Genomic DNA, 21,067 nt, shown 5'->3' with positions numbered 1-21,067 from the left:
GGCTTGGGGAAAGCCCCGCAGCAGACGTCTACAGCACGACGACCCTCCTGGCATTCCCCCATGAACGCACACATCGCTCCCGAAGACAGCCGCAGCGTGCGGCTCAAGGCCGCCACCCGCGACAGCCACGGCGCGCTGGACAAGCGCATCATGGCCGGCGACATCTTCGCCGACCGCCGTAACTTCGCCCGCTTCCTGCGCGTGCAGTACCGCTTTCACCGCAGCATCGATGCGCTGTATGGCAACCCCGCGCTGGACGCACTGCTGCCTGATCTCGGAGAGCGCCGCCGGCTGACACAGGTCGCACGCGACCTGCAGGACCTTGAACAGACCCTGCCGGACGCCGACATCCCCGCATTGCCGTTGCACCTGGCGCTGCCCGCAGCGCTGGGCTGGCTGTACGTGGCCGAAGGCTCCAACCTGGGCGGCACCGTGCTGTACAAAATGGCGGCCAGGCTTGGCCTGGACCGCGACTTCGGCGCCCGTCACCTGGCCGCGCATCCGGATGGCGCCGCGCGTCACTGGCGTGCGTTCACCGCGGCGCTGGACGCGGTACCGCTGAGTGCCGGGCAGGAGCAGCAGGTGATCGATGCGGCCGATGCTGCGTTCCGCAGCGTGCACGGCCACGTCGAAGTGGAATTCGCCTGATGAACGCCGACCGCGCGCAGGCGCAGGGTTGATGCGCTGGCTCTGGTTCGCGCTGGGCTGGGTGATGGTCGGCCTCGGCGTGATCGGTGCGTTGCTGCCGGTAATGCCGACCACCATCTTCCTGATCCTGGCGGTGGGGTGCTTCGCGCGCAGCTCGCCGAAGTTCGAGCAGCGCCTGCTGGCGCATCCGCGCTACGGCCCGTCGTTGCGGTTGTGGCGTGAGCAGGGCGCGGTGTCGCGCAAGGGCAAAGCGTTCGCCAGCGCCGGCATGGCGGTGGGGTTCGCGATGTTCTGCTGGGGCGCACACCCGTCCTGGCGCCTGCTGCTGGGCGTGGGCCTGTTCTTCGCGGTCAGCGCCGGCTATGTGCTCAGTCGACCAGCACCACGGGTGGAGCCCACGCCACTGGTGGAAGTGGACGACGCCCATGATCCGCGCACGGCCCGTCGCCGTGCCGCGTCCCCTGATTCTGATGGAACCCGAGACGATGCTGCCTGCTGACCTGGCCCCCGTGGCCGCCCCTGCACTGACCCCGTGGGGCATGTACCTGGCCGCCCACGTGGTGGTGAAAGGGGTGATGATCGCCCTGGCAGTGGCCTCGCTGGCTACCTGGACCGTGTTGTTGGCCAAGGGCTGGGAGTTGGCCCGGCAGGCGCGGCAGCTGCGCGCGGCGCGCGCGCTGCTGCTGCAGTCCGCACAGCTGCCGGCGCAGAGCGAAGACGCAAGCCTGCCACAGGGCACCGCGCTGGCAATGCTGGACGCCGCACGCACCGAACTGCACCTGTCGCGGGATCTGGATGGCCGCGACGGCATCAGGGAGCGCGTTGCCTCACGTCTGGACCGCATCGAACTGGAAGCCGCGCGCGTGCAGCGGCGCGGCATCGGCGTACTCGCCAGCATCGGCGCGGTGGCGCCCTTCGTCGGTCTGTTCGGCACGGTGTGGGGCATCATGAACAGTTTCATCGGCATCGCCCACAGCAACACCACCAATCTGGCGGTGGTTGCGCCGGGCATCGCCGAGGCGCTGCTGGCAACCGCGCTCGGCCTGGTCGCGGCGATTCCCGCAGTACTGGTCTACAACCACTTCAGCCGCGTGCTGGCCGGCCTGCGCGGCCTGCTCGGCGATCTGTCGGCGGCGGTGCAGCAACTGGTCTCGCGTGATCTCGACCGCGCCGCGCCGCGCACCGCAGCCACGTCGCTGCGCGCGGTGCACTGAGGCGCGACGATGGCGATCAGGACCGCGTCCGACCGCGACGACACACCGGAAGAAGCCCACGAGATCAACGTCACGCCGTTCATTGACGTGATGCTGGTGCTGTTGATCATTTTCATGGTGGCAGCACCGCTGGCGACCGTGTCGGTGCCGGTGCAGCTGCCGGCCAGCAGTGCCAGTGCCACGCCGTCGGAACAGGCGCCGGTGTACGTGACCGTGCAGGCCGATCTGTCACTGCGCGTCGGCGAGCAGGCGGTAGCGCGTGATGGGCTGGCCGCGGCACTGCAGACGGCAACCCACGGTGACACCGCGCAGCGCCTGTTCCTGCGTGCCGATACCCGCGTGCCCTACGGCGAACTGATGGCGACGTTGGATGCGCTGCGTGCCGCGGGCTATCTGAAGGTGGCGCTGGTTGGCCTGGAGCAGGGTGCGCGATGAAAGGACTGCGACGCTGGGCGACCAGCCTGGCGATCGTGCTGCTGGTACATGCGCTGCTGATCGGCACGGCCTGCTGGTGGGCGGCACGTGCGCGGGCGCTGGCGGCCACTGCACCGCCCGCAGCGCTGATGCTGGAACTGGCACCGATGGCACAGTCGCCGCCGGTGCCACCCCGCGAGGTCGCCAGCGGGCCACTGCAGCAGCAACAGCAGCGGCAGGCGCCGAAGCCGGCGCTGCGTGAGCAACCGAAGGCGCCCGTGCAACCACAGGGTGAGCTGCCGCCGCCGCGCACGCCTTCGCCGATGCCTTCGCCGGATACCGCCGAGGCCAATGTCGCGCAGACCAGCGCACCGCCGCAGGTCGCCGCCGATGCCGCCGCACGCTACACCGCACCGCAGACCACGGCCGGTGAGCGCAGCCATGCGGAGGCAAGCTGGGAAGGGCGCCTGCTCGGGCATCTGCAGAAGCATCGGCGCTATCCGCGCCAGGCCGAACGGCTGCGCCAGCAGGGCGTGGCCCATGTGTGTTTCGCGGTGGCCCGTGATGGGATCGTGTCCGGCGTGCGGCTGGGCCGCAGCAGCGGCTTCGCACTGCTCGACCAGGAGACGCTGGATACCGTGCTGCGCGCCAGCCCGGTACCGGTGCCGCCGGCCGAAGTGGCCGGCGACCCGGTGGACGTGATGGTGCCGGTGTCGTTCTTCCTGCGCGGGCGCTGATCGGCATCGGGGCTGCCATCCACGCATGGCGTGGATCTACCCGAACACCGCTGACCGGCATCGGGGGCGGATCCCTTTCCGCAGGAAAGGGCTCTGACCCCAGTGGCGCCGTTATCCACGCATGGCGTGGATCTACAGCAATGGCACCAGCAGCAACGCGACGATGTTGATGATCTTGATCAGCGGATTGATCGCCGGGCCGGCGGTGTCCTTGTACGGATCACCCACGGTGTCGCCGGTCACCGCCGCCTTGTGTGCCTCACTGCCCTTGCCGCCGAAGTGACCATCCTCGATGTACTTCTTGGCGTTGTCCCAGGCGCCGCCGCCGGTGGTCATCGAAATGGCCACGAACAGCCCGGTGACGATCGTGCCGATCAGCAGTCCGCCCAGCGCGCGTGGCCCCAGCAGCAGGCCGACCACCACCGGCACCGCCACCGGCAGCAGCGACGGCACGATCATTTCGCGGATCGCAGAGCGGGTCAGCATGTCCACTGCGCGGTCGTACTGCGGCTTGGCGGTGCCCTGCATGATGCCGGGGATCTCGCGGAACTGCCGCCGCACTTCCTCCACCACCGCGCCGGCCGCGCGACCGACCGCTTCCATCGCCATCGCGCCGAACAGGTAGGGAATCAGGCCACCGATCAGCAGGCCGATGATCACCGTGTGGTCGCTGAGGTCGAAGCGGAACTCCTGGCCGGGATTGGCCGCCTGCAGGTTGTGCGTGTAGTCGGCGAACAACACCAGCGCGGCCAGTGCCGCCGAGCCGATGGCATAGCCCTTGGTCACCGCCTTGGTGGTGTTGCCCACCGCATCCAGCGGATCGGTGATGTCGCGGATCTCCGAGGGCAGTTCGGCCATCTCGGCGATACCTCCGGCGTTGTCGGTGATCGGCCCGTAGGCATCGAGCGCGACGATCATGCCCGCCATCGACAGCATGGCAGTGGCGGCGATGGCAATGCCGTACAACCCGGCCAGCGCGTGCGCGCCCCAGATCGCCGCGCACACGGCGATCACCGGCAGCGCAGTGGACTTCATCGAGATGCCGAGGCCGGCGATGATGTTGGTGCCGTGGCCGGTGGTCGAGGCCTGCGCCACGTGTTGCACCGGCTTGTACTGGGTACCGGTGTAGTACTCGGTGATCCACACGATCAGGCCGGTCAGCACCAGTCCGATCAATGCACAGCCGTAGAGGGCGAGAGGGCCATGCACGTTGTCGGCCATCAGTCCGGTGGTGATCGGATAGAACGCGATCGCGGCCAGCACGCCGGAGACGATCACGCCCTTGTACAGCGCGCCCATGATCGAGCCGCCGGGCTTCACCTTCACAAACAGCGCGCCGATGATCGAAGCGATGATCGAAACACCGCCCAGCACCAGCGGATACAGCACCGCATTGGCACCGGCCTCGGCCAGCATCAGGCTGCCCAGCAGCATGGTGGCGATCACGGTGACCGCGTAGGTTTCAAACAGATCGGCGGCCATGCCGGCGCAGTCGCCCACGTTGTCACCGACATTGTCGGCAATCACCGCCGGATTGCGCGGGTCGTCTTCGGGAATGCCCGCTTCGACCTTGCCGACCAGATCGGCACCGACATCGGCGCCCTTGGTGAAGATGCCGCCGCCCAGGCGCGCGAAGATCGAGATCAGCGATGAGCCGAAGGCGAGGCCGACCAGCGCATGCAGCGCCTGTTCCATCGGCAGGCCCATGCGCAGCAGCAGCGCGTAGTAACCCGCCACGCCGAGCAGGCCCAGCCCGACCACCAGCATGCCGGTGATCGCACCGCCGCGGAACGCAACGTCCATCGCCGCACTGATGCCGCGGCGCGCGGCCTCTGCGGTGCGTACGTTGGCGCGCACCGATACATTCATGCCGATGTAGCCCGCTGCACCGGACAGCACCGCACCGACCGCGAAGCCGATCGCGGTGTACCAGCTCAGGAAGATGCCGACCAGCACGAACAGCACCACGCCGGCGATGCCGATGGTCAGGTACTGGCGGTTGAGGTAGGCGCGCGCGCCTTCCTGGATGGCCGTGGCGATGGCGACCATGCGTTCATTGCCGGTGGGTTGGCGCAGGATCCAGCGCGCCGAGACGATTCCGTACAGGATCGCGAGAATGGCGCAGCCCAGCGCCAATGACAGCCCGTGACGTTCCAGCATTAGACCCCTCCGCAGAATGGATGGACAAGCATCCAGTGGCGATGAACTGCACCACGAGGGGGACGACGGGCTGCAGCCTGGAACCAACCCGTACCGACCTTGGTGGTCGTCCGACGTATGGCGGTGTTCAGCATTCCCTGGTGTCCGCAGTATGCGTGCACCCGCGCCCGGATGGTAGCGCCGGACCGTGCCCGGCGAGCGCAGCGGTTCCTGCACCGACGCCATATCCGTCCTCCACATCACCACCTTTGCACCCCGTTAAGCCAACCTCTGCAAGCCTGCGCGCAGTCCTGTCGGAGAATCCCCATGCGCCTGTCCCTGTTGATGCTTGCCGTCCTGGCCCCGGCCCTGCCTGCCTTCGCGGCGGAAGCACCCGAACTGCAGCGCGCTGTCGGTGCACCGCAGGCGGTCGGTGCAGTGCATACGCTGCGGCAGATTCCCGAAGCCTGTGCGCGCCTGGAAGGCGCGTTCACCGGCCAGGCCGCAGAGCCCTATCGTTTCTCGGCGGTGCGCACCAGCGAGCAGTGCCAGCCACGCGCCCGCTTTGTCGACTACGCCAAGGCACAGCCGAGCGCCGACAAGGGCTGGAAGCTCAATGACGTGATCCGTGTGCCGAATGCGGCGTGCCCGGCGCAGCAGGCGGTGGTGCGCGTGTGGCGTCTGCCGGTGAACAACGCGCAGGCGCTGGATGGGCAGGGCCAGTCGCGCATCTATCTGGAAGAAGCCAAGAAGCAGGCCGCCGCCGGCAAGATCCCGCAGGTGACGATGTTCGCCGCGCAACTGCAGATGGAAGGCAAGGCCTGCAACTGAGGCCTTGCATCCACGCATGACGTGGATCTACGGGACGGGAGACCCGGGGAGTGCCGGCCGCTGGCCGGCAACCCCGTGATCAATCCCTTTGTGGGTCAGCCTTCGAACGCTGGCAGCTTCTGCTTCACCGCGACGTTCTTCAGCGTCACGTACTTCGGCAGGCCATCGCTACCGTAGGGCAACGGTGCTTCGCCCTTGATCAACGGCTGCAGGTAGGCACGCGCCTTGGCCGTGATGCCGAATCCATCGCGACGGATGAAGCTGGCCGGCATCTTCTTCTCATGATTGGCGATCTTCGACAGCGGTGCGGCTTCGATCTTCCAGCGATACGGCGCATCGCTGCTGCGCACGATCACCGGCATCACCCCGTTCTGGCCCTTCAGCGCCAGCTGCACAGCGGCCTTGCCCACCGCCTGGGCCTGTTCCCAGTCGGTCCTGCTGGCCAGGTGGCGGGCCGATCGCTGCAGGTAGTCGGGCAGGGCCCAGTGCACCTTCAGCCCCAGCTGGTCCTTGACCCGACCGGCCAGGTGCGCGGCCACGCCGCCCAGCTGCGAATGGCCGAAGGAGTCCTTGCCACCGCCGGCGTCGGCGACGAAGCGGCCATCGGCGGTGGCGATGCCTTCCGACGCCACCACCACGCAGTAGCCCACGCGTGCGACCACGGCCTTGACCTTGGCCAGGAACGCCGCCTCGTCATAGGCGCGCTCGGGCAGCAGGATGATGTGCGGGGCATCGTCCTCGCCGGTGCCGGCCAGGCCGGCGGCCGCGGCCAGCCAGCCGGCGTGGCGGCCCATCGCCTCGTAGATGAAGACGCGGGTGGAGGTCTCGGCCATGGCCGCCACGTCCAACGCCGCTTCGCGCACGGACACGGCCGTGTACTTGGCCGCCGAGCCGAAGCCGGGGCAGGTGTCGGTCACCGCAAGGTCGTTGTCGATGGTCTTGGGCACGCCGATGCAGGTCAGGTCGTAGCCGGAGCTTTTCGCCAGCTGCGACACCTTCAGCGCGGTATCTGCCGAGTCGTTGCCGCCGTTGTAGAGGAACCAGCGCACGTCGTGGGCGCGCAGGACCTCCAGCAGGCGGTCGTAACGGGCACGGTCGGCCTCCAGCGATTTCAGCTTGACCCGGCACGAGCCGAATGCGCCGCCGGGGGTGTGGGCCAGGGCGCGGATGGCCGCAGCACTCTCCTTGCTGGTGTCGATCAGCTCCTCGCGCAGGGCGCCGAGAATGCCGTTGCGCGCGGCCAGGACCTTGATTCCCTTGGCGCGGGCCTGTTCGATCACCGCCGCGGCAGTGGCGTTGATGACGGCGGTGACGCCGCCGGACTGGGCGTAAAGGAGGGTGCCATTGCGCATGCTTCTACCTGCTCAGGGGAGGGGACATTGCAGGGACATTACCCGGATGCGCTAAAGTGGCGCTATTGCGGTGCAGCGAGACCGGACCGTCCGGGACGCGAACCTTCTTTATTTTCAACACGTTGGAGTCAGGTCAATGCGATTGGTTCTGTTGGGACCGCCCGGTTCGGGCAAGGGGACACAGGCGACGCGCCTGAAGGAAAAGCTCGAGATCGCCCACATTTCCACCGGCGACATGCTGCGCGCGGAAATCGCCGCCGGCTCCGAGCTGGGCAAGCAGGCCAAGTCGGTGATGGATGCCGGCAACCTGGTGTCCGATGAGATCCTGCTGGGCATGCTGAAGTCGCGCCTGGCCCAGGCCGATGTCGCCAAGGGCTTCATCCTTGACGGCTATCCGCGCAATGTGGCCCAGGCCAACGCGCTGGACGGCATGCTGGCCGAGATCGGCCAGCCGCTGGATGCCGTGGTGCAGCTGGATGTGGCCACCGAACTGCTGGTCGAGCGTATCGCTGGCCGTGCGCAGGAACAGGGCCGCGCCGACGACAATCCGGAATCGGTGCGCAAGCGCCTGCAGGTCTACACCGAGCAGACCGCTCCGGTGGTCGACTTCTACGCTGGCCGTGGCACCCTGGCCCGCGTCGATGGCGTCGGCGAACTGGACGAGATCGAAGCCCGCATCCTGGCGGCGATCAAGCGCTGAGCCGTTCGGGCGGTCGATGCCGGCTGCCGCAGGCGCAGAAAAACAGGCCTGATCCGCGAGGATCAGGCCTGTTTCATTTCATAGGTGCCAGCAAAGGGCTTGCTCAGGGCCCCCACAGCATGAGCTCCCTTGGGGATGGCCTCTTGGGGAGTAGGACCGGTTCGGGTACTGCGGCTGGCATCCTGAATTGTGTCCGGGTTCACAGAACATCGCTATCGGGAATTCCCTGACATGCGATTGGAGTTTTCTCACAGTGACTGTAGGGGTTCTCTTACCCTGTTGCCGACAATGGCCCTATACAGCCGTGATCGGTCACAATCCCCGGTCATGAGCAGCGTACATATCCTTGCAATCGCCGGCACCTTCATGGGTGGCGTGGCCGCCCTGGCGCGGGAACTGGGCCACACGGTCAGCGGCAGCGACCAGGCCATCTATCCGCCGATGTCGACCCAGCTCGAGCAGCTGGGCATCACCCTGGACCAGGGCTACCGCGCCGACAGCGTGCCGGAAGGCACCGCGCAGGTGGTGATCGGCAACGCGCTGTCGCGCGGCAATCCGGCCGTGGAAGCCGTCCTGGATGCCGGCCAGCGCTACATTTCCGGCGCGCAGTGGCTGTCCGAGCAGGTCCTGCCGGGCCGCGACACCCTGGCCGTGGCCGGCACCCATGGCAAGACCACCACCACCACCATCCTGACCTGGCTGCTGGAGAATGCTGGTCGCTCCCCCGGCTTCCTGATCGGCGGCGTCGCCGAGGACTTCGGCGTGTCCGCCCGGTTGGGCCAGGGCCGCGAGTTCGTCGTCGAAGCCGATGAGTACGACACCGCGTTCTTCGACAAGCGCAGCAAGTTCGTGCACTACCGGCCGCTGGTGGCGATCCTCAACAACCTTGAATACGACCACGCCGACATCTTCCCCGACGTGGCAGCGATCCAGCGCCAGTTCCACCATCTGGTGCGGACGGTGCCGGCGCGTGGCCGCCTGATCGTCAACGGCGAAGATGCGCACCTGGCCGAAGTGCTGGCGATGGGCTGCTGGACCCCGGTCGAACGCTTCGGTTTCGATCCGTCGCTGGAATGGCACGCCGAGCTGCTGGCCGCCGATGGCAGCGCGTTCCGCGTCCATCATCGCGGGCAGGCACTGGGCGATGTGCACTGGTCGCTGCTGGGCCGGCACAACGTGCTCAACGGCTTGGCTGCACTGGCCGCTGCACACGCAGTGGGTGTCGCGCCGGCCGAGGTGATCCCGGCGCTGGCGCGCTTCCGCAGCGTCAAGCGGCGCATGGAAGTGATCGGCAGCCACGATGGCATCACCGTCTACGACGACTTCGCCCATCACCCGACCGCGATTGCGACCACCCTCGAAGGCCTGCGTGCCAAGGTCGGTGATGCGCGCATCGTGGTGGCGATGGAACCGCGCAGCAATTCGATGCGGTTGGGCGCCCACGCACAAGCGCTGGCACCGTCGTTGGCACTCGCCGATGAGGTGGTGTTCCTGCACCGCCCGGAGCTGGCCTGGGATGCGGCCGCAGTGATCGCCGCGGTGCGCGGTGAGGCGCACGCGGTGGCCGACACCGATGCACTGTTGGCGCAGCTGCAGTCCGACGTGCGCAGCGGCGACCATGTGGTGTTCATGTCCAACGGCGGCTTCGACGGCGCACCGCGCCGCTTCCTGGCAGGACTGCAGGCACGATGAGCGGCGAGGGTTCGCTGCCGCTGTTCCCGCTGCATACGACGCTGCTTCCGGGAGCGGCGATCGGCCTGCGTGTGTTCGAGCCACGCTACCTGGATCTGGTCCGCGAAACCGGCCGCAGCGGCGAAGGGTTTGGTGTCTGCCTGATCCTGGAAGGGCACGAAGTGGGAGCGCCGGCAACGCCGGCCGCCTTCGGCGTGCAGGTGAAGATCGAGGATTTCGACGTCGGCGCCGACGGCGTGCTGCAGCTGCGATTGCGCGGCACCCGCCGTTTCCATGTCGAGCGCACGCGCGTGCGCGACAACGGGCTGGTGGTTGCCGATGTGCGCTGGTGCGATGAGGATCCCGATGACGAACTGCGTCCGCAGCATGCGCTGCTGGCGACGGTACTGGACCACATCATCGAGCAGGCGGGCACGGCGTTCGCACCGGCCACGCCGGCATTGATGGACCAGGCCAGCTGGGTCAGCTGGCGGCTGGCCGAGCTGCTGCCGCTGAGCGAGCAGCAGCGCCTGCAGCTGCTGCAGCTGGACGACCCGCACCAGCGCCTGCAGCAGCTGCTGGGCTGGATGCCGTAAGAAAGCGGCCGCAGCGCTCGCCGGACATGGCCTGGCGGCGGTAGATGCCAACCTTGGTTGGCAGCCTTTGCCCGAAAGCGCCAACCAAGGTTGGCGACTACCAGAACGGAGGCGGTAGGGCCGGGCCATGCCCGGCGGATCCATCAGGGCGCGGTGGTCTTCAACCGCAGCACCGGCAGGCCGGTTTCCGGGTGCACGGCTTCCTGCTGAGGCAGCGCCTGCACCGCTTCCTTCACCGCGTTCAACGCCGGATCGATCCCGCGCACCGGGTGCCACATGCCGATCCACTGGAAGTGACGCTCGTAGCGCAGGGTCTGCGCGCTGCCCAGCCACAACGGGGTGTCGCCCGGCTGCAGCTGCGCTGGTGCCTGCCACAGGCGCAGTACGTAGCGCTCATCGGCCTGTGCGCCCTGGCGCACCATCAGCAGCGCTTCGACGCGCGTATCCAAGGTCGCCGGCAGCACCGGCAGTTCATCGGCGCCGGTGTTCTTGTCCAGCATCAGCAGCGCTTCCTGCCAGCCGGCCTGCGCCTGCACCTGCCAGCCGCGCGCTTCCAGCTGCGCCTGCAGCTGCGCCAACGGACCGGCCACCTGCACATCCAGCGGCCAGCGCTGGTCATCGTCGAACTCGTTGCGACGCGCCGGCAGCTTCGCCCAGTCGTGCTGCCACCAGGCCTGCGCGTCCATCGCCAGCGGTGCCGGCAAGGTCGGCTCGAAGCGTTCCAGCTTGATGGCGATGTTGCGCGGTGCGTACCACATCGCCGCCACCGCGAAGACGCCGTAGAACAGCCATGCCACCGGCTTCACCCAGAACGAGCGGTTGAAGCGGCGGCGATAGGCGATGCCCAGCACCAGCAGCCAGAACGTGCCGAACAACATGCCGCCGATGACGTCACTCAGCCAGTGCGCGCCCAGGTACAGGCGCGAGAAGCCGATCAGGCTGACCACGATGCCCGATACCAGGTACGGCCAGACGCGGGTGCGGCCGGGCATTTCGCGGGCGATCAGCACCGCGAAGAAGCCGAAGGTGATGGTGGCCATGGTCACTGACACCGACGGGAAGCCGAAGCCGCTGCTGGCATCGATCGGGCGCACCACGTCGACGGTGGCGCCGAGCAGTTTGGTCAGGGCCAGGCCGAAGGCCAATGCGGCCAACCAATGTGCAGCCGCCATCCAGCGCCGGCGCCAGACCAGGTAGCCCATTGCCGCAGCGGTTGCCGGCAGCAGCACCTGCCATGCGCCCAACGAGGCCAGGGCGGCCATCGGGTAGTCGGCCAGCGGATTGCGCAGCGCCAGCATCGCCTGGTGCACCAGCAGATCCACCGCCAGGGGCTCGCCGTGGGCGACTACCACGGTCAACAGGGCGAACCAGCCCCAGCCCAACAGCAGCAGCATCAGCGCCAGCATCGCCAGCGGCACCGATTCGCGGCGCTTGGGGTCGAGTACGCCGACGGTGTAGCGACCGAGTGTCGGGTGCCGGTTGGACCAGTCGAGCAGGCGGGCCAGCCAGTTGTCCATGCGTGCGGCCGACCAGCGATAGCCGTACAGCACGATGGCCCAGACCAGGCTGAGGATCACCGCCAGCAGGCCGGCCACCACGACCAGCCGGCCGGCAACCGCAGCGACGGCGTCATAGGCTTCGCCGAGGATCCAGCCCGGGGCCAGGAACAGCACGGCCCAGGAGATGCTGGCGATGCCACTGGCCTGCACGTAACGGCTGGCAGGCATCTTCATCATGCCGGCGATGGCGGGCACGAATGGGCGGATGGCACCGACATAGCGGGCGATCAGGATGCTCTTGAACGCATTGCGGCGGAACAGGTTCTCGCCCCGGTCGAGCAGCTGCGGGTAGCGGCTGAACGGCCAGACGCCGCGCAGGCGGTCGCCCCAGCGCCGGCCTATCCAGTAGCTGATGCCATCACCGGCGAACGCACCCAGCGCCGCAGCCGCAACTGCATACGGCCCGGAGATCTGGCCCAGGCCGATGAACACGCCGACGGCGAACAGCAACGGCAGCGCTGGCACGATGGCGCCAAGAATGATGACCGCATCGCAGAAGGCGATCAGAAAGATGACCGCACCCGCCAACACGGGATGAGCGGCAATCCACGCGAGGGTGGCGTCGATCCATGAAGAGTCCATTTCCCGATTATAGAGGCGTGAAGGTGACTGGTTCCCAGCCGCTTGGTGACCGTTTGCAACCATCGCCATCGCCTAGAATGTCGCCATGCCTGTATCCAACAACGCGCCAACGCATGCACTGAAGGCCGACAGTTTTGGCCGGATCCTCCTCGTGCAGGGGCCTGAAGGCCCCTTCGTGCGCCGTGATCTGAGCGCCACGCCGCTGTGGCTGCGGCTGCCTGCGTGGTGGCTGGCGCGGCGCGAAGCGCGTGCGCTGAAGCACATCCACGGCATGGCCGACGTGCCGCAACTGCTGGACTGGAATGGCCGCAACCTGGACCGCAGCTTCATGGCCGGCGATGCGATGTACCAGCGCCCGCCGCGCGGTGATGTGGCCTGGTTCCGCGCCGCGCGTCGCCTGCTGCAACAGCTGCATCGACGCGGTGTGGCCCACAACGACCTGGCCAAGGAAGCCAACTGGCTGGTGACCGAGGACGGTCGCCCGGCGCTGATCGACTTCCAGCTGGCGGTGATCGGCGACCCGCGCTCGCGCTGGATGCGCTTGCTGGCGCGCGAAGACCTGCGCCACCTGCTCAAGCACAAGCGCATGTACTGCCGCGCGTCGCTGACACCGGTGGAGAAGCGCGTGCTCAAGCGCACGTCGTGGGTGCGCGACCTATGGTTCGCCACCGGCAAGCCGGTCTACCGCTTCGTCACCCGCCGCATCCTGCATTGGGAAGACAACGAAGGGCAGGGACCCAAGCCGTGAGCACGCTGCCGAGCGAAGGCAGTGTGCTGCGCTCGCAACTGCCGGGTGCCGATTTCGTCCATGCCTGCCAAGAGGCGGCGCCGCGCAACGGGCGTTCGGCGCTGCAGGCCTACCGCGATATGGCAGCGGCGGTGCCGGGCTGGTTCGACGGGCTGATGGGCCTGCGCAACCGTGGCATGCGGCTGCTGCGCATGAAGGATCTCGGCTCGCTGCGCGCGGTGCAGCAGACCGTCGATCCACAGCCCGGGCAACGCCTCGGCATCTTCACCCTGCAGGCGCTGGGCGAAGATGCCATCGTGCTGGAAGACGACGACCGCCATCTGCGCGTGCAGCTGGCGCTGCAGTGGCACGGCGATGCGCTGGAAGTGGCGACGGTGGTGCACACCCACAACGCGTTCGGTCGCCTGTACATGCTGCCGGTTGCGCCGGTGCATCGCTGGATCGCGCCGCACCTGCTGAGCAAGCAGATGCGCGGGTATCGGTAGATCCACGCCACGCGTGGATGCGCGTTGCGGCGTGGCGCGGCGGCCTGCTACGGCGTCACCGGCACCACCTGCTGGCCGATGAAGTTGCGCTTGCCATCGAAGTCATAGCCGATCTGCAGCTGTCCCACATCCGGGCACGCATGGCAATCGCGCAGCGGCGTGCGGTACAGCAGGCGGATGCCACCGCCGTCCAGCGCTGCGGTACCGGCGGCCTGCGCCGGCGCGAACGGCGTGGCCTGCGGGTTCGCCTTCAGCACCTCCTGCACGCCGGGATCGGCGCGCAGCGTGTCGTCCAGCTGCACTGCATCCACGTCGATACGCTTGCCTGCGGCATCGACCAGGCGTGTGCCTTCATTGGTGTTGGCGCGGAATGGGTATTCGACGGTGGCCACGCCCAGGCCATCGTGTTCATGCCAGGCGGTCACGTAGGCCAGTTCGCCACCGGTGGAGAGCTGTTCGGCGGCAGTGACCGCATCGGCACTGGCGCCGCCGGCACGCATCGCATCACGCAGGCAATCGCGGGTGGCCGCGCTGTCGCCCTGGCGGCAGGCATTGAGGTCACCATCCCAGACAACGGCCTCGCTCCAGCGCAGCTTGCCATCGCCAGCTGCCTTGTCGACGCTGGCGGCGTCATCCTTGGCCGGCGCGCTGCCGGGTTCAGGCGAACGGCCCTGGCAGGCAGTGAGCAGGGCCAGGCCCAGGGCAGGCAACAACAGGCGGGAACAGCGCATGGCATGGACCTCGTGCAGTGACCGGGCCGCCAGTATCGTCAACGTGCGGTGAACTCCGCGTCGGCGCGGCATACTAGCGGCTCATTGCATACGCTGGAGTGTGGAACGTGGGCAGTCTGCAGGGCAAAACCCTTTTCATCACCGGTGCCTCGCGCGGCATCGGCCTGGCGATCGCATTGCGCGCCGCGCGCGATGGCGCCAACGTCGCCATTGCTGCCAAGTCGTCGGTGCCCAATCCGAAGCTGCCGGGCACCATCCACAGCGCCGCCGAGGCCGTCACCGCAGCCGGTGGCCAGGGCCTGGCGCTGAAGTGCGACATCCGTGAAGAAGACCAGGTGCAGGCGGCGGTTGCCGCCACCGTGGACACCTTCGGTGGCATCGACATCCTGGTCAACAACGCCAGCGCCATCTGGTTGCGCGGCACCCTGGACACGCCGATGAAGCGCTTCGACCTGATGCAGCAGGTCAATTCGCGCGGCAGTTTCCTCTGTGCGCAGGCCTGCCTGCCTTACCTGCTGCAGGCGCCGAATCCGCACATCCTGACCCTCGCACCGCCGCCGAGCCTCGATCCCAAGTGGTGGGGCGCGCACACCGGTTACACGCTGGCGAAGATGGGCATGAGCTTCGTCACCCTCGGCCTGGCTGCCGAGTTCGGCCCCCAGGGTGTGGCGGTCAATGCGTTGTGGCCGCGCACGGTCATTGCGACCGATGCGATCAACATGATTCCCGGCGTGGACATCGGCGGCTGCCGTACGCCGCAGATCATGGCCGATGCTGCACACGCGGTGCTGGTGCGCGAAGCGGCCGGCTTCCATGGCCGTTTCCTGATCGATGACGAGGTGCTGGCCGAGGCCGGCGTGACCGATCTTTCCGGGTATGCGGTGGATGCGTCGCGTCCGCTGCTGCCGGATCTGTTCCTGGATTGAGCCCGCCGGTGGAAAGAGGCCGACGGCTGCGGCCCTCGGCCTGCTGCGCTAGAATGCTCGAATGTAATCGTTTTCAACAGGGAAGTGAGCCCATGTCACGTACTCTTTCCATCGCGGCGCTGGCCGCTTCGTTGTCGTTGATCCTGGCCGCCTGTGGCGACAAGGCACCCACAGCCGGCGGCGGCGCGGGTTCTTCCGCAAAGCCGGAGGCCAGCGCGGCGCCGGCCGACGCCCAGCAGCAGTTGACCGCGAAGCTCAACGCCTACATTGGCTGCTTCAACGCGCTTGATTCGAAAACGCACGGCAGCATCCAGTCCTATACGCGCTGGATCAAGGACGTGGATGCCGGCCCGAGCGGGCGCGAGACGAACGTGTACGGGCCGTTCGAGATCAGCGATTACGACTTGAAGCAATGCGACGCCCCCGTGACCGAAGCGATCGCCGCCAAGCCGGCGCTTGCCGATCTCGATGCCGCTGCAGGTCAGTACCAGCAGGCGCTGAAGGCACTGGTGCCGATCAGCAAGGAAGCCCACGACTACTACGAGCGTCAGGACTACGAAGACGACAGCTTTGCCAAGGGCAAGCAGCTGCATGCGCCGTTGATGACCGCCTTCAAGGATTTCGTGGTTGCCAGTGAAACGTTCAACGCCGAACTGGAGCGCCAGAACGACGCTGCCCAGCGCGAACAGCTCAAAGCGCTGGAACAGGCCGAAGGGCGCACGCGCGAGTACTACCGTCTGGCGATGATGCTGGAAGCCAAGGCCATCGTGGAGCTGATGACCGAGGACGACTTCGATCAGGCCAAGGCGCGCGAACGCCTGGATGCCTTCAACCGCATTTCCGATGAAGCGCATGCCAAGGTCGCCGACCAGGAGCCGGGCAAGCTGGACTGGAACAGCTTCGAACGCGAGGCCGAGAACTTCCGCCGTGAAGGCAAGGAGCGGCTGCAGCGCGTCAGCGCCAACACGCCCTACACTGACTTCGAACGACGCATGCTTGATTCGCCCTCGATGGCGCCGCGTGGTTCTGCCGGCAAGCTGATGCAGGAATACAACTCGCTCGTTTTCCAGAGCAACCGCCAGTAACCGGCACGCCAGCGCCTTTCCAGGCCAGCACGAACTGGATGAGGCGCTCCGGGGCCGCGCACTTTGAGGGATACCGTCGAGGGTGGTCGCGGCCTGCAACGATCTGCTGACCACCAGCAACCTGCTGACCACCTGCAACGGCATGGATTGCGCCGGTGGATCGACCCCATGCGTGGATGCAGCACGTTGCATCCACGCATGGCGTGGATCTACTGCCGCAGGCATTGGTAGTGCCGGCCGCTGGCCGGCATCACCGTCAGTGGCTGAACGTATCCGGCAACGGCCCGCCGCACTTGCGGCAGTGCCGCGCATCCGGTTCGTGGCCTTCCAGGCCGCAGTGCGGGCAGCCACGGGCATCGCGACGCGCGGCCAGTTCGGCATCGCGCATGGTGCTGGCCAGCTCGGCGGTGTAGATGCCGGTGGGCACGGCGATGATGCTGTAACCGATCAGGATCAGCACCGAGGTGACGAAGCGGCCGAGCACGGTCTGCGGCACGATGTCGCCGAAGCCGACCGTGGCCATCGTCACCACCGCCCAGTACATGCTGCTGGGGATGCTGGTGAAGCCATGGTTCGGGCCCTCGATCACGTACATCAGGGTGCCGGCAATGATCGTGATGGTGACCACCGTGAACAGGAACAGCAGGATCTTGCGCCGGCTGCGCCACAGCGACTGCATCAGCACGCCGCTTTCTTCGATGTAGCGGGTCAGCTTGAGGATGCGGAACACACGCAGGATGCGCAGTGCGCGCACCACCAGCAGGCTCTGCGCACCGGGAATGAACAGCGACAGATAGGTCGGCAGGATCGAGGCCAGGTCGATGATGCCCCAGATGCTCACCGCATAGCGCAGCGGGCGCTTCACTACCGCCAAGCGCAGCACGTATTCGGCGGTGAACAGGATGGTGAAGCCCCATTCCAGCACGTACAGCCAGTCGGCGTGGGCGATGTGGAAACGCTGCACGCTGTCGAACATCACCACCAGCACGCTGGCGATGATCGCGTACACCAGCAGCAGGTCGAAATTGCGCGAGGGCCGGCTGTCGTGGCGATAGATGATGTCGAACCATCGGCGGCGCCAGCCGGTCTCGGTGGCGGGGTTCAGCTGGGGGGCGGAAAACGGTCGCATGCGTGCATTGTGCCGCACCGGTTCCGGCGCGAGAATGGGCGTTCCTGAACCCTGCCGACTGCCATGACCGCCGCTACCGATCCGCTGATCTCCCTGTCGCACTACTACCTGCCGGTGTACAAGCCCCGCCAGGTGGTGCTGGAGCGAGGCCAGGGCGCCCGCGTGTGGGACAGCCAGGGCCGTGAGTTCATCGACCTGGCCGCCGGCATCGCCGTGTGCGGCCTGGGCCACAACGATCCGGACCTGGTCGCCGCACTGGTCGAACAGGCCGGCAAGCTGTGGCACACCAGCAACGTGTTCTACAGCGCGCCGCCGCTGCACCTGGCCGAGGAACTGGTGAAGGCCAGCCGCTTCGCCGAGCGTGTGTTCCTGTGCAACTCCGGCGCCGAAGCCAATGAAGTGGCGATCAAGATGGTCCGCAAGTGGGCCTCCAGCCAGGGCCGTCCGGCCGACAAGCGCGTGATCATCACCTTCCGTGGCAGCTTCCATGGCCGCACCATGGGCGCGGTGACCGCCACCGCGCAGCCGAAGTACCAGGAAGGCTACGAGCCGCTGCCCGGGGGCTTCCGCTACATCGACTTCAATGATGAGGTGCAGCTGGAAACGGCAATGGCCGCCGGCGACGTAGCGGCGGTGATGCTGGAGCCGATCCAGGGCGAGGGCGGGGTGATGCCGGCCAAGTCCGGTTTCCTCAAGCGCGTGCGCGAACTGTGCGACCAGCACAACGCACTGCTGGTGCTCGACGAGATCCAGGCTGGCATGGGCCGTACCGGTACGCTGTTCGCGCACTGGCAGGACGACGTGGTGCCGGACATGGTGACCCTGGCCAAGGCGCTCGGTGGCGGTTTCCCGATCGGTGCGATGCTGGCCGGCCCGAAGGTGGCCGAAACCATGCAGTTCGGTGCCCACGGCACCACCTTCGGTGGCAATCCGTTGGCCGCGGCCGTCGCCCGCGTGGCGCTGCGCAAGCTGGCCTCGGCGGAAATCGCCGCCAATGTCAGCCGCCAGTCGAAGGCGCTGCGTGATGGCTTCGCCCGCATCAACGACGAGTTCAAGGTGTTCAGCGAAGTGCGCGGTCGCGGCCTGATGCTGGGCGCCGTGCTGAGCAAGGACTTTGCCGGCCAGGCTGGCGCGATCCTCGACCACGCCGCCGAACAGGGCCTGCTGACCCTGCAGGCCGGTCCGGACGTGCTGCGCTTCGTGCCGTCGCTGAACATCACCGACGAAGAAGTGGCCGAAGGCCTGAAGCGCCTGCGCGCGGCGATTGCCGCGTTCATCGCAGCACGCTGAAGCCCCAATGTCGGGGTCGGATCCCTCTCCTGCGGAGAGAGCTCTGACCCCGTTGCCGCGGAATCCCTGTAGAGCCGAGCCCATGCTCGGCTCCTGTTGCCTGATACCGCGGTGAGCCGAGCATGGGCTCGGCTCTACAGGGGTTCACGCAATCCGATAGCGTTTCAATACCTTGCCCAAGCCGCGGCCATCGTGCACCGTTTCCGCATGCAGGCCCGCCGCGCGCGCGCCGCGCACGTTGGCGAACAGGTCATCGACGAACAGCGTGTGCGCCGGTGCCACCCCGAGGGCTGCGAGCGTGCACAGGAACACCTCCGGCGCAGGTTTGCGCAGGCCGAAATCCGCGCTGCAGAACACGCGATCCTGCAATGCAGGAAACAGCTGCGGCAGCAGCGTCGGCAGCGCCTGTGCCATCAACGCACCGTTGTTGGTCAGCACCGCGATCGGCACCTGCAGTGCCTGCAGCCGTTGCAGTACCGGCAGTTGCGGGTGGCTGGCCGCGTAGCGTGCGGCGATCCAGGTTGGCAGCGTTACCGTTGTGCCGAGCAGTTCGCCAAGCCGGGCCAGATAGCGCGCGCCATCCAGCGTGCCGCTGTCGTGTGCCGCTTCCAGTCCGCTGTCGTACAGCGCGGCCTGCACGTGCGCGGTCGGCACGTCCAGCGCCTGCGCCAGATGCAGCACGCGCTGCGCGCGCTGGTAGTGCACCAGCACGCCATCGACATCGAGCAGGAGAAGGTCGATCCGCATCCGTCGAGCATGCCATTGCCGTATCCCCGCGCAAACCCTGGACCCCGACTGCGACACACGGTCGCAGCCGGGCGCGCAGGCCGCTGCCTAGAATGGCCATCGAACCTGCAGGAGACGCGATGATGAAGGCTTGGATGGTAGCGGTGGGACTGGGCGCGTTGATGCTGGCGCCGTCGGCGATGGCGCGCGTATGTGCGGTGAGCATCGACAGCACCGACCAGATGAGTTTCAGTAGCCGCGAGATCAAGGTGGCCGCCGATTGCAGCGAAGTGGACCTGACCCTGCGCCACACCGGCAAGCTGGCCGTCACCGCGATGGGCCACAACTGGGTGCTGACCCGCACCGCTGACTACCAGCCGGTGGCGATGGCGGGCATGCGCATGACCCTGGCCGACAGCTACCTGCCGAAGGCCGACAAGCGTGTTCTGGCCCACACCAAGGTGATCGGTGGTGGCGAGACCACCCGCGTGCGTTTTTCCACGAAGGGTCTGCAGAAGGGCGGTGATTACACCTTCTTCTGCTCGTTCCCCGGCCACTTCGCGATGATGAAGGGCAAGTTCGTCTTCGGTTGATGCCGTCTGTAGAGTCGAGCCATGCTCGACTGCTCTCCGCGCTCCGCGCTCCGCGCTCCGCGCGGTAAGCCGAGCATGGCTTGTATGTTCCTCCCGGCTCCTACGAGGTATGTAGGAGCCAGGGTGGAGGGACCGTCAACATGATATCTGCGGGTAGCAGCCGACAGACGAGCCGAGCGATCCCCATCCCGCACCTTAACGTCGATAAAGGATCTAGCGGCCTTTGAGGACCGCCGATGTAGGCAAGCCAACGTGGTGCGGTACCACCCCAGCCCCTCAACAATAGCTGGGAGTTGCGCAGATGTCAGATCGTTTGGCCGTCGGCATCGATGCCGATTCAAAGAACCTTGTGGTGGCCTGCCATGGCACCAAGGGCAGCACCCGAATCGCCAATTCAGCGTCGGCCATCGATAAGTGGCTGTCCGGCCTGCCGACCAGGTCGCGCATTGGGGTGGAGGCGACCAATCGCTACCACGAGCGTGTAGTCCAAGCCGCCCAGATGGCTGGCCATGCGGTCTTTGTGCTCAATCCGCGCGACATCAAGCATTACGCCAAGGGTGTGGCCTGCCGCGGCAAGACCGACTCTGGCGACGCGCAGGTTATCGCGCGCTACATCGCCAAGGAGGCCGATAATCTGCACGAGCATGTCGCCCGTTCGCCTGCGCAGGAGCGGCTGCACCTGCTGCTCCAGCAACGTGACAGCCTGGTCCGGAGCAAGGCGAAGTTGAATCTCTCGCTAGGCGCGGGGGCGTCGGAGTCGCCCATCTTTGGGCGCATCTTCGGCGGTCTGAAAGAGGCCATTGCCATGCTGGACCAGCAGATTCAGCAACTGTGTCGCAGCGGCGAACAGCGCGACCTGTATCGGCGGATCATGACCATCCCGGGGATCGGACCGACGGTGGCGGCCTTCG

General features: G+C 67.1%; 22 protein-coding genes. 16 read left to right on the top strand and 6 right to left on the bottom strand.

The window, feature by feature from the left end; all coding sequences use genetic code 11:
* Window positions 1-60 precede the first annotated feature (60 nt).
* The 5 genes from CR919_RS20670 to CR919_RS20650 are packed head-to-tail and all read left to right on the top strand — an operon-like array spanning window position 61 to window position 3,013.
* Window positions 61-648, top strand: coding sequence for a biliverdin-producing heme oxygenase (locus CR919_RS20670; RefSeq protein WP_099821622.1), 588 nt, complete (start codon window positions 61-63; stop codon window positions 646-648).
* 31 nt (window positions 649-679) lie between these two features.
* Complete coding sequence (locus tag CR919_RS20665; protein WP_099821621.1) at window positions 680-1,147, top strand: YbaN family protein; 468 nt, start codon at window positions 680-682, stop codon at window positions 1,145-1,147.
* Complete coding sequence (exbB, locus tag CR919_RS20660) at window positions 1,134-1,862, top strand: tonB-system energizer ExbB (RefSeq protein ID WP_099821620.1); 729 nt, start codon at window positions 1,134-1,136, stop codon at window positions 1,860-1,862. Before CR919_RS20665 ends, exbB begins: the two co-directional genes overlap by 14 nt.
* 9 nt (window positions 1,863-1,871) lie before the next feature.
* Window positions 1,872-2,297 carry a TonB system transport protein ExbD gene (exbD, locus tag CR919_RS20655; protein ID WP_099821619.1) on the top strand — a complete coding sequence of 142 codons (426 nt, stop codon included), beginning with the start codon at window positions 1,872-1,874 and terminating at the stop codon, window positions 2,295-2,297.
* The gene (locus CR919_RS20650; protein WP_099821618.1) at window positions 2,294-3,013 is read left to right on the top strand and encodes an energy transducer TonB; all 720 of its coding nucleotides are present in this window, start codon (window positions 2,294-2,296) and stop codon (window positions 3,011-3,013) included. The genes exbD and CR919_RS20650 overlap by 4 nt, the downstream gene beginning before the upstream one ends.
* Before the next feature lie 132 nt (window positions 3,014-3,145).
* Here the strand turns inward: CR919_RS20650 and CR919_RS20645 are convergent, their stop codons facing one another.
* The gene (locus CR919_RS20645) at window positions 3,146-5,173 is read right to left on the bottom strand and encodes a sodium-translocating pyrophosphatase (RefSeq protein WP_099821617.1); all 2,028 of its coding nucleotides are present in this window, start codon (window positions 5,171-5,173) and stop codon (window positions 3,146-3,148) included.
* 306 nt (window positions 5,174-5,479) lie between these two features.
* On the opposite strand from CR919_RS20645, the gene CR919_RS20640 reads away from it, so the two are divergent.
* On the top strand, window positions 5,480-5,983 hold the full coding sequence (locus CR919_RS20640; RefSeq protein WP_099821616.1) for a hypothetical protein: 504 nt from the start codon (window positions 5,480-5,482) through the stop codon (window positions 5,981-5,983).
* A 95-nt stretch (window positions 5,984-6,078) separates the two neighbouring features.
* Here the strand turns inward: CR919_RS20640 and CR919_RS20635 are convergent, their stop codons facing one another.
* Window positions 6,079-7,335 (bottom strand): 6-phosphofructokinase, encoded by a 1,257-nt coding sequence (locus CR919_RS20635; RefSeq protein WP_099821615.1) that lies wholly within the window; start codon window positions 7,333-7,335, stop codon window positions 6,079-6,081.
* 136 nt (window positions 7,336-7,471) lie between these two features.
* Here CR919_RS20635 and CR919_RS20630 point away from each other — a divergent pair, with 136 nt between their 5' ends.
* The 3 genes from CR919_RS20630 (at window position 7,472) to CR919_RS20620 (ending at window position 10,302) form a co-directional block, all read left to right on the top strand.
* Complete coding sequence (locus CR919_RS20630) at window positions 7,472-8,035, top strand: adenylate kinase (protein WP_025874177.1); 564 nt, start codon at window positions 7,472-7,474, stop codon at window positions 8,033-8,035.
* 327 nt (window positions 8,036-8,362) lie between these two features.
* Entirely contained in the window at window positions 8,363-9,727 is a 1,365-nt protein-coding gene (gene mpl, locus CR919_RS20625; RefSeq protein WP_099821614.1) for a UDP-N-acetylmuramate:L-alanyl-gamma-D-glutamyl-meso-diaminopimelate ligase, read from the top strand.
* On the top strand, window positions 9,724-10,302 hold the full coding sequence (locus CR919_RS20620) for an LON peptidase substrate-binding domain-containing protein (protein ID WP_099821613.1): 579 nt from the start codon (window positions 9,724-9,726) through the stop codon (window positions 10,300-10,302). Before mpl ends, CR919_RS20620 begins: the two co-directional genes overlap by 4 nt.
* Window positions 10,303-10,445: 143 nt before the next feature.
* On the opposite strand, the gene CR919_RS20615 is transcribed toward CR919_RS20620, so the two are convergent.
* Window positions 10,446-12,443 (bottom strand): bifunctional DedA family/phosphatase PAP2 family protein, encoded by a 1,998-nt coding sequence (locus CR919_RS20615; RefSeq protein ID WP_099821612.1) that lies wholly within the window; start codon window positions 12,441-12,443, stop codon window positions 10,446-10,448.
* An 85-nt stretch (window positions 12,444-12,528) separates the two neighbouring features.
* Between CR919_RS20615 and CR919_RS20610 the strand changes: the two genes are divergently transcribed.
* Complete coding sequence (locus CR919_RS20610; RefSeq protein WP_099821611.1) at window positions 12,529-13,191, top strand: serine/threonine-protein kinase; 663 nt, start codon at window positions 12,529-12,531, stop codon at window positions 13,189-13,191.
* Window positions 13,188-13,676: a DUF2867 domain-containing protein gene (locus tag CR919_RS20605; protein WP_243380379.1), complete on the top strand. Its 489-nt coding sequence runs from the start codon at window positions 13,188-13,190 to the stop codon at window positions 13,674-13,676. Before CR919_RS20610 ends, CR919_RS20605 begins: the two co-directional genes overlap by 4 nt.
* Before the next feature lie 47 nt (window positions 13,677-13,723).
* Here the strand turns inward: CR919_RS20605 and CR919_RS20600 are convergent, their stop codons facing one another.
* Window positions 13,724-14,407 (bottom strand): hypothetical protein, encoded by a 684-nt coding sequence (locus tag CR919_RS20600; protein WP_099821609.1) that lies wholly within the window; start codon window positions 14,405-14,407, stop codon window positions 13,724-13,726.
* A 107-nt stretch (window positions 14,408-14,514) separates the two neighbouring features.
* On the opposite strand from CR919_RS20600, the gene CR919_RS20595 reads away from it, so the two are divergent.
* Window positions 14,515-15,333 carry an NAD(P)-dependent oxidoreductase gene (locus CR919_RS20595; RefSeq protein ID WP_088101214.1) on the top strand — a complete coding sequence of 273 codons (819 nt, stop codon included), beginning with the start codon at window positions 14,515-14,517 and terminating at the stop codon, window positions 15,331-15,333.
* A 92-nt stretch (window positions 15,334-15,425) separates the two neighbouring features.
* Window positions 15,426-16,418: a YiiG family protein gene (locus CR919_RS20590; protein WP_099821608.1), complete on the top strand. Its 993-nt coding sequence runs from the start codon at window positions 15,426-15,428 to the stop codon at window positions 16,416-16,418.
* Window positions 16,419-16,674: 256 nt separating this feature from the next.
* On the opposite strand, the gene CR919_RS20585 is transcribed toward CR919_RS20590, so the two are convergent.
* Window positions 16,675-17,547, bottom strand: a complete 873-nt coding sequence (locus CR919_RS20585; protein ID WP_089238093.1) for an ion transporter — start codon at window positions 17,545-17,547, stop codon at window positions 16,675-16,677.
* A 63-nt stretch (window positions 17,548-17,610) separates the two neighbouring features.
* On the opposite strand from CR919_RS20585, the gene CR919_RS20580 reads away from it, so the two are divergent.
* Complete coding sequence (locus tag CR919_RS20580; RefSeq protein ID WP_099821607.1) at window positions 17,611-18,837, top strand: acetylornithine transaminase; 1,227 nt, start codon at window positions 17,611-17,613, stop codon at window positions 18,835-18,837.
* 144 nt (window positions 18,838-18,981) lie between these two features.
* On the opposite strand, the gene CR919_RS20575 is transcribed toward CR919_RS20580, so the two are convergent.
* A complete protein-coding gene (locus CR919_RS20575; RefSeq protein ID WP_099821606.1) occupies window positions 18,982-19,584 on the bottom strand; it encodes an HAD-IA family hydrolase in 603 nt (200 codons plus the stop codon).
* 122 nt (window positions 19,585-19,706) lie between these two features.
* Between CR919_RS20575 and azu the strand changes: the two genes are divergently transcribed.
* Together azu and CR919_RS20565 are read left to right on the top strand one after the other, a co-directional pair.
* On the top strand, window positions 19,707-20,156 hold the full coding sequence (azu, locus tag CR919_RS20570) for an azurin (RefSeq protein WP_099821634.1): 450 nt from the start codon (window positions 19,707-19,709) through the stop codon (window positions 20,154-20,156).
* Between the two features lie 301 nt (window positions 20,157-20,457).
* Window positions 20,458-21,067, top strand: a 610-nt coding sequence (locus CR919_RS20565) for a transposase (protein WP_165787298.1), incomplete at its 3' end; no start/stop codon positions are given.

This window comes from Stenotrophomonas sp. LMG 10879 (assembly GCF_002750935.1).
Classification (GTDB): Bacteria; Pseudomonadota; Gammaproteobacteria; order Xanthomonadales; family Xanthomonadaceae; genus Stenotrophomonas; species Stenotrophomonas lactitubi_B.
This window is presented reverse-complemented; position numbering and strand designations above follow the sequence as displayed.